Origin of the sequence: Clostridium sp. (assembly GCF_051650885.1) — a bacterium.
Taxonomy (GTDB): Bacteria; Bacillota; Clostridia; order Clostridiales; family Clostridiaceae; genus Clostridium.
Window position 1 is genome coordinate 1 of the sequence record NZ_JBOFRG010000075.1, and the last position, 12,145, is coordinate 12,145.

Sequence of the window (12,145 nt, forward strand, 5' to 3'; positions counted from 1 at the left end):
CCCCCTAAAAAGTTTACAATTACACTTAATGTTGTACTAAAGGTAAATACTTTTTCTACTAAAAATTGACCTCCTACAATAACTATAATACTTATGAAAATTGAGCTAATTAAACTATATTTATGTTTATAACTTTTTACCAAGCTTCTACTTAAATTAACAACTATAAGCCCTAAAAAGGTTAAAGGTCCAACAAGAGCTGTTGCTATTGAAATTAAAATAGCTACCACTATAATCATCTTCTTAGAAAGCTTTTCATAATCTACTCCTAAATTTATAGCATGGTCTTTTCCAAGTGATAACACATCTAAATACTTTATATCATCATAAATAAAAGGCACCATTAAAAGCAACATTATTATACTCACTAATATAATTTCAGTATTTACATTACCAAAGCTTGCATAAAGGCTATTTTGAAGTACTGCATATTCATTTGGATCTATTACCACTTGCATAAAGGTTGATATACTTTTAAATAAAGTTCCAAATATCATTCCTACTAAAAGTATAAAAACTATATTTCTTTGGAGCTTTTCAAATAGTTTATTATAAAGAACATAGGCTACTAAAACCATACTTACTACAGATACTAAAAAGTTATAATTTTTATTTATTGTAAAAACACTGCTTGTCCCAAATATAAATACTATAATGGTTTGAATTAATACATATAAGGAATCTAATCCAATTGCACTTGGTGTAAGAATATTGTTATTTGTTATAGTTTGAAATATTACTGATGCAAAAGCTATACATCCACCAGTTAAAATCATAGAAACTATCTTTGATAATCTACTACTTATTACATACTCAAAGCTACCAGCCTTTACACCATAAGTTAAATACAGGACTATTGCTAATGTAGCTATTCCTAAGAGGATTCCTATTTTTTTATGTATATTTTTTTCTCTTTTTATGCTAGTTTCCATCTCTTTTCCTCCTAAAGATAATAAGTAAAAATACTATACTTCCTATAACACCTACAGTTAATCCAATAGGAATTTCATATGGAAAAATAATAATTCTTGAAAGAATATCACATATTAAAACAAATATAATTCCTACCATTCCTGTAATCCATATATTATTTTTCAAATTATCTCCCCTGTACATAGAAACTATATTAGGTACTATAAGACCTATAAAAGGAATACTTCCAACTGTTATTACAACACTTGCTGTAACTACTGCTACAATTACTAGCCCAACATTTACAATCAAGCTATAATTCACCCCTAAATTTGTAGCAAAATCTTCTCCCATTCCTGCAATACTAAATTTATTAGCATAAAGATATGCAAGAGCTATAAAAGGAATTGTTATATAAAGAATTTCATAATTCCCTTCAATAATAGTTGCAAAATTTCCTTGCATAAAAGCTGTAACATCCTGCATTAAATCATATTTATATGCTATAAAGGTTGTTATTGAACCTACAATATTTCCAAACATTATTCCAACTAAAGGAACTAAAGCTGCATTTTTAACCTTTAGATTTTTCAATATAAACATAAATATAAATGTTCCAATTAATGCAAAAATAAAGGATATAATCATTTGACCAACTCGTCCACCATTAGGAATGATTATTAATGAAAAGATTAAACCAAGTTGTGCTCCATCTATAACTCCACCTGTTGTTGGCGATACAAATTTATTTTTACTTATCTGCTGCATTATAAGTCCGCAAATACTCATAGAAGCTCCGCATACTATTATGCTTATAAGTCTAGGAATTCTACTCACACTTATAACCATAAGCTGTTCACTACTTAAATTAAAAATATCCCCTAATTTAATTTCTTGAACTCCTACAAAAACAGACAAGACGGCAAGTATTGTAATAAAAATTATTAAATATCTTTTCTTCATCTTTCCCTCCTCTTACGTTTACTTTTTATTCATCTTTCATTCATATTATATTGATAACAATTCTCAATGTCAATATTTTGTTAATAAAAAAAACTATTAATTTCTTTTTTTAAATTAATAGCTCTCTTAAATTTATTTTATTTTTTAAAAATAATCTGAAAAATATGGACTTTGTTGCTCAATTGAATCGTCTAACATACATAACGTTTCTTTATCACATTTTAGTCTTCCTATTTTATATAAATAATCTGGAGTTTTATATCCTAAAAGCATAGTTGTCATTGTTTGAATATCTAACTTATTTTTTGTTTCTTCTTTTGAAACTTCTATTTTTCCATTTCCATCAGTGTCAATCTTTAGCTTAAATACGCCTCTATTCCATTCTAAAATTGGATCATCCATTTTAAAAATCCATTCTCTTTCTACAGTATCTTTTTTAAAAGGATATCTATTTATAAATCCTTCTAAATCAACAATTCTTGCCATAAAGTATGGTGAAATAGTTTCTTTTATATCTGCATCTTCAAGTAAAAATGCTAATGGCTCATCTGTAAATGTATTTCCTATAACCTTTGTTATCATAGAAAAATGTGCACTTATAAAGTTCCATAAACCATTTCTAGCTTCTTCACTTGTAAAAATCATATCTTTTACATAAAACACTTCATCTTTAATCCAGTAAAGTACATACCCCTCAGCTTCATATTTTTCATTGTAATATATTGCTGCTGTTAAATCGTCAGTATCCCATAACCAGTATTCATTCCAAGCTAAATCATCTCTTAAAAGTGCTCCATGTGTTTGCATTGCAAATTTTTCATATACTTCTTTAACTTCTTTTCCTTCTATGCTAACTCTTTGTACTTCACCTTTTACTATTTTGTTTTTAGGAAGTTGATAATCTTTTATTTCATAAACAATTTGGTCAGATATAATCTCCCACCCTTTTCTTCTATAATAAGGTATTGAATATGGATATAAATATGATATTGTTTGATTTTTCTCTTTCATATCCTTTAATGCCTTATATAACAATTTATGCATTAGCCCGTGATTTGAATATTCAGGATAGGTTCCAACTCCTGTAAGTCCGCCCATATCATAAGTTTTATTAAAAATTCTAACCTTCATAGGATATATTGCTACTTGAGATATTAATTTATCTCTATCAAACCAACCAAAAACTTCTGCTTTTTCTAAAGTTGGTGATTTTGCTCTTATTATTTCTTTTTCTTCCCAACCAAGCTTTTGTAAATCTGAATCAGTTACTTGGAAAACATATCGTAATAAATTATTATATTCTTCAAGATGTTCAATTCCTACTTTTTTCATTTTTAATTTTCTTTTGCTTACCATGAATTTTTCTTCCTTTCACCTTTTATTGTTTTAGCTTTTATTTCATTTTATTCTTGGTTAAATTCCACATTAATTTATAACTAAATTTAGCTACACCCTTTGCAATAAATCCAACTTTAACATTTTCATCATATGGAATGTTTTTTATAGATTTCCACTTCCAATGTTTATAATCTGCACTTTCCTTATCACTATTCATTGCCATGCCTTTCCATGCATTATACATAAATACTGCTTTTAAATTTGGTTTTTTTATTTTCCCTGACTTTAATTCTATTGCAAATTTTTTTGAAACTTTATCTATAATACTTTTATTTTTATTGTTTAACTCTATTCCTCTATACGCAATTGCTAATTTTCTTATAGAATTTATTCCTATATGCCCTAAAACTTCACTTATATCTTTAGCTACTTTTTTCTGTCCTGCCCCTGCTGTTGTAACAATTATTAAAGCCTTTTTCTTGAAAAATGTTGGTCTGTGAAATTTATAGGCTATATGGTCTAAAAATCCCTTAAGTGTTCCTGTCATATTCATAGCATATACAGGAGTTGTTAAAATTAATCCATCAGCTTCATTAATTTTTTCTACTATAGTCTTTATTTTATCTTTATGAGGACATAATTCTTCTCCCTTTAATATACAATTAAAACATCCTGTACAATTTGGAATTTTTTCTTTAGCTAATTCTATTATTTCAAATTCAAAGCTTTCATCTGTTTTCTTCATATTTTCTATAACTTTATTTAAAACGTCCCATGTATTTCCTCTTCTAGGACTTCCATGAATAACTACACATTTCATTTTCTCACCCCTTATAATTCCATTATATGGGTTTTGGTATAAAAAAACACCTTACTTTTTCGTAAGATGTTTTTCTTCTAAGAAAACTCTTCTAAGTTTCCTGTTTTAAAATTTTCATTTATTTTTTCTATCACTTTTTCAAATTCTTTTTCCCTAGACTTTGGATATTCTATTAAGATGCCTTGGATAGATTTACTTCCAACTTTTCTATAATCATATTTTACTATACCCTCTTCTTCCCATGAAAGTTTATAAAAGTCTTTTCCTTCTTCTTCATATAAAATATTTTTATTTTTCTTTCCATTTTCTAATAAAACCTTAGGGCTTTCTTCTAATATATTGTTTATTCCACTCATGATTAATGTAACTTCATTATTTTTATCTTTCAAAATAATTCCATCACCATTTTCACTTCCAAATTTTTCTGTTAAAAACTTTGGATATACTCCTGAAAACCCAAACCTTTCATTTTCATATTTTAAAAAAAGATTTTCTTCTTCTTCTTTTTGTGCTGTAACCTTAATATCTTTTTCCTTAAGTCCTAAAGTACAGATGCCCCCTATGATTAATAAAGTGCATATAAAGCTTATTCTCTTGAACCATTTTCTCATATAATTTTTCTCCAACTACTATTTTATTTTTTTTATAGTCTTACCTTATATATGAACCCTTAATCATTTATTTTTTATTTCTATATAATTTTTCATAAACTGAAAATGCCTTATTTACCTTTTTCACATACTTTTCAGTTTCTGGAAAAGGTATATCTGTTAATTTTCCATCCTTTGAATATTGGCTATTACGAAGCCACTTTTGAACATTTCCACGTCCACCATTATATGCTGCTATAACTAAGTCCCACTTTCCAAACTCATCATAAAGATTTCTCAAGTAATAGCATCCCATCTCTATATTTTTCTCTGGATTATATAAATCATCTGCTTTAAAATCTGAATCATTAAGAGCCTTTGCAATATCTTCTCCTGTTGGTTCTGTTATTTGCATAAGCCCCATTGCATCTGCATTTGATTTTGCATCTGGCTCAAAGTTACTTTCAACCTTTATAACTGAAAGTACAAAAAGTGGATCTAAATCATACTCTTTTGAATACTTGCTTACTATATCTATATATTTATAAGGATATGCTTTAAATTCATATCTCTTCCATAAAATTCTTCCTAAATTCCCTAGTCCTAAAATTAGTAACACACTTAAAATTAATATTATTATCTTTTTCATCTCTTTTAAACTCCTTATAAAACTTCTATCATATTTATGTTTTATTTAACATATTTAGTCCTTTTTATTTTATAAGTTAATATTAATTTTTTTATGTCACATTAATATGTATTTTTTATAAGATTTAGGACAAACTATTTGTATACAAAAATTTATTTTACTAAAGATTAATTAAATGGAGGTATTTACTATGATAACTAATTTCCCAAACAAAGGTGATAACAAGAAAATTTCTTTAACTAATAGTAAGTTTAGACAATTTAATTATGAATTTGCAGAAAGCCTACAAGCTGATTATCCAAAGATTTGGAAAGCAGGTGGAAATGAATATGGAAATACTGCTTTTAAAAACTGGAAAAAGGCTAGAAAAAAAGGACACTCTAAATCTCTTGAAAAATGGATTGTCCGTCGTGAGCGATTTTTAGAGCGTCATTCAAAAGACAAAAATCTTCCTGGCATTGTTGCTACTATCAAATGGGGTGGAATTGTATCTAAGGGCGCTGTCTATATGAAAAAAATTGTTAATGAGGAAAAGAAAAAGTTAGATTCAAAAAACTAATTTTAAAAAAAGATTCTTTCTATAGATTTCTTTTCTTTACTCCCTATGATTGAACTTAGTTTAAAAAGATGTTATGCTATGAATATTAATTTAAATTCTAAAAAGTGAAGCTTTGTCTTCACTTTTTTAATGATAAAGTGAGGTATTCAGATGATAAACGTTAAAAACCTTTCTTACTCTTACCCTGAAAAAGACTTGTATAAAGATATTTCTTTTTCAATAGAAACAGGTAATCACTGTGCTTTTATAGGGACTAATGGTAGTGGGAAAAGTACTCTTGTAGATATACTTATAAATCCAGATAACTTTATGTTTGATGGTAAAATTGAAATGGACAAAAACCTTAAAATAGGTTACGTAAGTCAATTTAATGAAAATGATAAATTAAGAGAAATTACTGTTTTTGATTATGTAAGTGAAGAATTTATTAGACTTCAAAAAGAAATTGATACTATTTGCGAAGAAATGGGAACAGCTTCTGACATTGAACCATTACTTATAAAATATCAAGAAGCTTTAGACGCTTTTGATGCAATTAATGGTCATGAGTTTCCTAATATTATAGATAAAACTTTAAACTTAGCTAATATGACTAAGCTTAAAGACATGCTTGTTTCTGAACTTAGTGGTGGTGAATTTAAGCTTGTTCAAGTTATGAGATCTATGCTTAATAAGCCTGATTTAATAATTATGGATGAACCTGATGTGTTCTTAGATTTTGAAAATCTTAATTCTTTAAAAAACTTAATTAATTCACATGAAGGAACAATCCTTGTTGTTACTCATAACAGATATTTATTAAATCATTGCTTTAATAAAATTCTTCACCTTGAAAATAAAGAACTTCAAGAATTCGAAGGAAATTACATTGATTATAACTTCTATCTTCTTCAAACTAAAATTGAACTTCAAGAATTATCAATTGCTGATGATTTAGAAATTGAAAGAAATGAAGAAATAATTGATAGATTAAGAGATTTAGCTGAAGAAAATGCTGAAGCTTTTAGAGGTAGAAAATTAAGAGCTAGAGTTAAAATTCAAGAAAGATTAGAAAAGCGTAAAATAAAGGCTCCTTTCATAGAACTTAAAGAACCACGTATTTACTTAGCTACATCAAGCAGACTTCCTGAAGATGAAGTTCTTTTAAATATTGAAGATTATAGTGTAGCTTTTGAAGAAGTTCTTTTAGAAAATGTTAATTTAGAAATTAAACCTTGTGATAAAATTGCAATAATAGGTGCAAATGGAACTGGAAAAACTACTCTTCTTCAAGAGATTTATAAAAATGTAAATCCAGCTATGAAGCTTAATGAAAATGCAGAGATTGGTTATCTTTCACAAATCCCTAGAGTAACTTTAAATAACTCCAATACTGTTTTAGAAGAATTCTTTGAGCTTGATTTTGAAACACGTGATGAAATAGTATCTCATATATCTGACTTTGGTCTTGATACTGAGATTATAAATCAAAAAATAGAAAGCCTTTCAGGTGGTGAGAAAAACTTACTTCAACTTGCTAAAATTTCTGCAGGTGATTATAATCTATTACTTTTAGATGAACCTACAAGTCACTTAGATACTTATTCTCAAATAGCACTTGAAAAAGCAATGCAAACATATACTGGTTCAATTATAATGGTTTCACATGACTTCTATTCAATAGTAAACTGTATGAATACTATATTTATAGTAGAAGATAAAACTATTAGAAGAATGAACATAAAGAAATTTAAAAAGATGATTTATGAAAATCACTTTAGTAAAAACTATTTAGAAGTTGAAGAAGAAAAGAAATCTGTTGAACTTCAAATAGAAAAAGCTTTAAAAAACAAAGACTTTATCTTAGCTCAAGAATTAGCTCTTACTTTAGAAGGCTTAATTAAAAAACTTAGATAATTAAAACACCCTTTTGCATTTATATTGCAAAAGGGTGTTTCTCTTATAATTAAGCTTTTAAATATGCATAGCCTTCTTTTTGTTTTTCTAAAATTTCAATTACTGCTGCCGATACAACTTCAATACCTTCTAATAATTCTTCTTTTTTTAAATCAAACATTGTACATGAATTATTACAAACCTTTATTTTTACACCAAGCTCTTCTAATCTTTCTAAATCTTCTTTTAAACCTAGATTTTCTGAAATTTTTTTCTTAACAGCTATTACTGCTACTCCATTTGCAATAATTTCAATCTGGCAATCTTTTTCTAATTTCTTTGTGTTTTTAGCGTTTCCAATTGCTTTTTTCCATTTTTCTAAATCGCCAACATGAATTAATAATTTCATTTTAAACATCTTCTTTCCTTTTGTTTGTATATAGATAATCTATATTTATATTATACCACTTTCTAGTATCTTTTTTTCTTTTATCTTACTTTCATTAAATACTTTAAAATCTTTCCTTAATAACTTTAATCCAGGTAATAAGAAACATCCAACACAAAAATAATCTATAAAATTAAATGGAGATTTCACTATACTTTTTATAAACATAGGTGCTATTAAAAATAATATTATCCCTTGAAACAAATTCCCTATAATTCCTAGTAAAGCCTCATTTTTTATACTAAGCTTTTTCACTTCTGATTTAAATTTATTATTATAATGGAACATAACTGTAACTAATAAGAGTCCTAATATATTATTAAAAAACTTCCTTGATTCTCTAAAAATAAAATATGGCTTTATTACAGCTTTATTCTTTTTTTCTAAATACTTTAATTTTAACCTTTCACCTTCAGAAAATATATTATCGCCTTCTACTCTTCTAGAAAATAAAGCCCATCCTCCAGTTATATAATTTTCCAATTCAATTCTTCTTTCTTTTCCAGCTATACTTATATTAACTATTGGAATTTCAGTATAAACCTTATCTCCCTCTTCATTTGTAAAGCCTGTATCTTCACGAATAAAGCCTTCTATAACACCAATAACTGTTTCACCTTTTATAAAAATTTCTATACTCTCCATCATAAAAGTTAATAAGACTAAAACTCCTAGAAAATTAACTAACATAATTTTAAGCAAGGCTTTCCTTTCTTTTTTCCATATTTCTCCCATACAACTCACCTCAATATAACTTTACACACTATTCTATAAATTGTAAACTAGGTATAAAGATATATTTTTTACTTTGTTAACATATATTTAAAATGAATTAAATATATCAAATCTATGTAAATTTGATTACACAAAATATTAAAAGAGGTGATTTAACTTTGAAAAAATTTTTTCCTTTAATTTTTATATCAGTTTTCCTGCTTATAGGCTGTGAAAAAAATCAAACTACATCTAAACCTAATCCAGACACCACTACTTCTACAAAACCTTCTGAGGATGACTTTCATAGAAGCTTTGGTAATACAATTAATAATTCTATTAATACTAAGCATGATTCATACTCTTTTGTAGCAGAATATAATGATATGTTTTATTCTTCTACTAGTAATATTCCTGGTGTCTTTAGACAAGGTGGAAATCCTTCCACATCTGAAAAACTAAATAGTGATCCTGCAAAGTCTTTAAATGTATATAAAGATAAACTTTACTACTGCTCTGATAGGGATTTAATAAGAGTTGATTTAGATGGTGTTTCTAATAAAGAAGTTTTAGCAACATCAGTTAATGATATTATAATTTCAAATGATGCTCTTTTTTATGTAACATCTTTTCCAAGTAAAAATGATAGTGGCTTCTCTGATTTTCAGCTAAATAAATATGATTTAAAGGAAAATAAACTTATAAGTAGTAGTCCTGTAGCTACACGACTTTTTTCTTTTATAGATGAAAATAGGTCTATAATTGGAAGTCGTGAACTTTTTAGTTATGTATCTATAAATAAAGAACGAGTTTTCCCCGTTGAAAATAAACAAAATATAATAACCTTTCTAGGACAAACTGAAGATTCTATAATTTGCGAAGTCTATGATTTTTCTAAAAATACTTTTTTACAGATTAAAGACAATGGCAATACAAAAGTTCTAAACTTACCTTCAGAAAGTTCTTATTTAGTCTCTAAAAATAAAGTATTCTATTTAAATTCAAAAGGTCTTTCATACCTTGACCTTTTAACAGGAGAAACTAAAGCTATTCATAGTACAAAAATGAGTGAAAACAACCATCTTTTTGAATTTGATAATATTTTGTATTATTCCGATTATGGAGAAATAAAGAAAATGTATGACCTTGAGAAAAACACTTTATATGGTGATTTTGCTCCACCAGTAACTTCTCTAGATGAAAATTCAAAACCTGATGAAAAACCTGAACCAAAGCCTGAGCCTAAACCTAAAGTAGGCATAAGTAATGAAGATTTAGCTCGTGAGTTAATCTTAAAAGCTGATAAATCTAATATAAAGAAATCTGAAGCGGAAGGTGCTGAATTATACCCTCTTTCTGATGATTCTGAAAAATGGACTACCCTTGCAAAATCATGGAATATAAAGCTTAAAGGAAAGGTTCTATCATTTGAGCTATCTGAAGATTTTATGATAAATCAATACCTTGTAGAGATGGATACTAAAAGAGTTTATAAAATTCCTAATCAAGGTATGATGCCAGCGTACCTTATGGAAAATGATAAAAAAGTAGAAAAATTTGAGTATAATCAATAAAACAAACAAGGGCTTCCTCCTTTGAAGTAGTCCTTGTTTATTTTATTTAGCTTCTTTATAATTCTTAGATAACAAATATAATACTATAATTGCTATTACTAATACAATCATTGAAAAGTATGGAAACATATTTTGACTCTGTGTTGTACTAGCTATATTTACACTATTCATTGATTGTTGAATTAGTCCCAAATTTAATATTCCCAATACTATACATACAAGCAACGCTTTTCTTATAATATTTAGCTTGTTATCAAAGCCCTTTAACTCTTTTTTATAACTAATAATTGCATAAAAAATACATTTGTTAAAAGATTCAGTTACTTCTGTAACTTCTTTCACCTTAACTTTTTCACCATATTCATTCTCTATCTCTTTTATAGTATAATAACAAACCGGTATAAAGGATTTTCCTCTTGTATCAGACTGTGGTTTTATAAATCCCTCATTTATTATTTTAGCTATAAATTTATCAAAATCTATTCCCATGTAGTTAGCTAAACTTTCTAAAGAATCCACGTTATTCTCTTCTAATTCTTTCTTTGAAAAATTTAATCTCGTATTACACAAGTCTTTATTTAAACTTTTAGCACTTATGCTAAATTCACTAATTATATTTTCTCCCCACACTAATTTATATTTTCCTTCATTTCTAATATTATACTGTTCAATTAAGTACCTACAGTAATTATCAAATTTTAATTTCACCTGTATCTATTCCCCCTAATTTCCTAGTTATTGAATTTTTATTATCTCTAATTCTTCTTCATTATTAACTAAGATAATTCCTTTAAATTCTATATCATCTCTATTAAAAATAGTTATTATATTTTTTCTTAAATGGTCTTTAATCATAACTTCCAATCTTTTTCGATTAACTTTAATATTTATCTTTTCTTCTGTTGCTATTCTTAATTCTATTTCCTTTAAGCTATCAAAAGCCTCATCTATATATTCATCAAACAAAACTCGATTAATTTCTTTATTAAGTTTTTCTTCACTTATATTTTTCAATTTAAAATTTCCTTCTATTGCAAAAGATATAGAAATTTTATCTAACATATCACTTTTTTTATTCCACTGATCTATTAAAGTTCCAACTTTATCTTCTCTTATTTTCCTTAAATATATATTATTTATATATTCAATTATCTCTCCTTGTAGGTTCTCTATCTTCTTATAATGTATACTATCCAAACTCATATCTTTTCTCCTTTTTACCATAATAGCACTCTTTTTCGCATCATATGTTAAAATATAGTAAATATTATTTTCAAGCAAAAACAGAGCAAACCTTTTTTTGTTTACTCTGCTTCTTTAAAACATTACTCTTCCATCTTTTCTATTTCATCTTTAAAATTTTTTATTTTCACCTTTTCAATCAATTTACAAAAACCCTTCCACTGAGGTGGGTATTTATTATCACCATACTTTTCTATTTTTTCTGTGGCTGTATCTATCTTTATTGACCACTGAGTTCCATCACAAACTCCAAGTTCACTATAATTTGCTTTCCATGTAACTAATTTTATTTCCTTCAACTTTTCAATAAAATCTTCTATCTCAACTCTTTCTATTTCCTTTTGGATATATTCTCCCTTAGTTTTTAAGGAATGCATATATCTTATTTTATTTTCTATAAAATTAACTTCTAGATACTCATATCCTTCTGAAAATCCTCCCACAGATATTTTCACCTCTTC

General features: G+C 26.8%; 13 protein-coding genes and 1 pseudogene. 3 read left to right on the forward strand and 11 right to left on the reverse strand.

All coding sequences use genetic code 11. The annotated features are described in order from the left end of the window. The 6 genes from ACRC28_RS03870 to ACRC28_RS03895 all read right to left on the reverse strand — a co-directional run. The coding region (locus tag ACRC28_RS03870; RefSeq protein ID WP_438542139.1) for an iron chelate uptake ABC transporter family permease subunit at positions 1-932 on the reverse strand (932 nt) is incomplete at its 3' end. Continuing rightward, entirely contained in the window at positions 922-1,875 is a 954-nt protein-coding gene (locus ACRC28_RS03875; RefSeq protein ID WP_438542140.1) for an ABC transporter permease, read from the reverse strand. The genes ACRC28_RS03870 and ACRC28_RS03875, both read right to left, overlap by 11 nt. A 144-nt stretch (positions 1,876-2,019) precedes the next feature. Further along, positions 2,020-3,231: a GNAT family N-acetyltransferase gene (locus tag ACRC28_RS03880; protein ID WP_438542141.1), complete on the reverse strand. Its 1,212-nt coding sequence runs from the start codon at positions 3,229-3,231 to the stop codon at positions 2,020-2,022. 37 nt (positions 3,232-3,268) lie between these two features. After that, a complete protein-coding gene (locus tag ACRC28_RS03885) occupies positions 3,269-4,033 on the reverse strand; it encodes a flavodoxin family protein (protein ID WP_438542142.1) in 765 nt (254 codons plus the stop codon). Between the two features lie 77 nt (positions 4,034-4,110). Continuing rightward, positions 4,111-4,644 carry a hypothetical protein gene (locus tag ACRC28_RS03890; protein ID WP_438542143.1) on the reverse strand — a complete coding sequence of 178 codons (534 nt, stop codon included), beginning with the start codon at positions 4,642-4,644 and terminating at the stop codon, positions 4,111-4,113. A gap of 67 nt (positions 4,645-4,711) precedes the next feature. Continuing rightward, a complete protein-coding gene (locus ACRC28_RS03895) occupies positions 4,712-5,272 on the reverse strand; it encodes a lytic transglycosylase domain-containing protein (RefSeq protein ID WP_438542144.1) in 561 nt (186 codons plus the stop codon). 190 nt (positions 5,273-5,462) lie between these two features. Here ACRC28_RS03895 and ACRC28_RS03900 point away from each other — a divergent pair, with 190 nt between their 5' ends. Then, the gene (locus tag ACRC28_RS03900; protein WP_438542145.1) at positions 5,463-5,831 is read left to right on the forward strand and encodes a hypothetical protein; all 369 of its coding nucleotides are present in this window, start codon (positions 5,463-5,465) and stop codon (positions 5,829-5,831) included. A 150-nt stretch (positions 5,832-5,981) separates the two neighbouring features. Further along, on the forward strand, positions 5,982-7,727 hold the full coding sequence (locus ACRC28_RS03905; RefSeq protein WP_438542146.1) for an ABC-F family ATP-binding cassette domain-containing protein: 1,746 nt from the start codon (positions 5,982-5,984) through the stop codon (positions 7,725-7,727). Positions 7,728-7,776: 49 nt separating this feature from the next. On the opposite strand, the gene ACRC28_RS03910 is transcribed toward ACRC28_RS03905, so the two are convergent. Further along, positions 7,777-8,115: a DsrE family protein gene (locus ACRC28_RS03910; RefSeq protein ID WP_438542147.1), complete on the reverse strand. Its 339-nt coding sequence runs from the start codon at positions 8,113-8,115 to the stop codon at positions 7,777-7,779. A gap of 45 nt (positions 8,116-8,160) precedes the next feature. Continuing rightward, positions 8,161-8,889, reverse strand: coding sequence for a hypothetical protein (locus tag ACRC28_RS03915; RefSeq protein ID WP_438542148.1), 729 nt, complete (start codon positions 8,887-8,889; stop codon positions 8,161-8,163). 158 nt (positions 8,890-9,047) lie between these two features. Here ACRC28_RS03915 and ACRC28_RS03920 point away from each other — a divergent pair, with 158 nt between their 5' ends. Next, positions 9,048-10,442, forward strand: coding sequence for a DUF5050 domain-containing protein (locus ACRC28_RS03920; protein ID WP_438542149.1), 1,395 nt, complete (start codon positions 9,048-9,050; stop codon positions 10,440-10,442). A 42-nt stretch (positions 10,443-10,484) separates the two neighbouring features. On the opposite strand, the gene ACRC28_RS03925 is transcribed toward ACRC28_RS03920, so the two are convergent. From ACRC28_RS03925 to ACRC28_RS03935, 3 genes and pseudogenes are all read right to left on the reverse strand, one after another. After that, a complete protein-coding gene (locus ACRC28_RS03925; RefSeq protein ID WP_438542150.1) occupies positions 10,485-11,150 on the reverse strand; it encodes a hypothetical protein in 666 nt (221 codons plus the stop codon). A gap of 27 nt (positions 11,151-11,177) precedes the next feature. Beyond that, complete coding sequence (locus tag ACRC28_RS03930; protein WP_438542151.1) at positions 11,178-11,645, reverse strand: hypothetical protein; 468 nt, start codon at positions 11,643-11,645, stop codon at positions 11,178-11,180. 122 nt (positions 11,646-11,767) lie between these two features. Then, positions 11,768-12,145: pseudogene (locus ACRC28_RS03935) on the reverse strand (hypothetical protein); the annotation flags it as partial.

Coding starts and splice junctions, on each gene's coding strand:
- ACRC28_RS03875 (WP_438542140.1), bottom strand. CDS start 1,875: ATGAAGAAAAGATATTTAATAATTTTTATTACAATACTTGCCGTCTTG.
- ACRC28_RS03880 (WP_438542141.1), bottom strand. CDS start 3,231: ATGGTAAGCAAAAGAAAATTAAAAATGAAAAAAGTAGGAATTGAACAT.
- ACRC28_RS03885 (WP_438542142.1), bottom strand. CDS start 4,033: ATGAAATGTGTAGTTATTCATGGAAGTCCTAGAAGAGGAAATACATGG.
- ACRC28_RS03890 (WP_438542143.1), bottom strand. CDS start 4,644: ATGAGAAAATGGTTCAAGAGAATAAGCTTTATATGCACTTTATTAATC.
- ACRC28_RS03895 (WP_438542144.1), bottom strand. CDS start 5,272: ATGAAAAAGATAATAATATTAATTTTAAGTGTGTTACTAATTTTAGGA.
- ACRC28_RS03900 (WP_438542145.1), top strand. CDS start 5,463: ATGATAACTAATTTCCCAAACAAAGGTGATAACAAGAAAATTTCTTTA.
- ACRC28_RS03905 (WP_438542146.1), top strand. CDS start 5,982: ATGATAAACGTTAAAAACCTTTCTTACTCTTACCCTGAAAAAGACTTG.
- ACRC28_RS03910 (WP_438542147.1), bottom strand. CDS start 8,115: ATGAAATTATTAATTCATGTTGGCGATTTAGAAAAATGGAAAAAAGCA.
- ACRC28_RS03915 (WP_438542148.1), bottom strand. CDS start 8,889: ATGGGAGAAATATGGAAAAAAGAAAGGAAAGCCTTGCTTAAAATTATG.
- ACRC28_RS03930 (WP_438542151.1), bottom strand. CDS start 11,645: ATGAGTTTGGATAGTATACATTATAAGAAGATAGAGAACCTACAAGGA.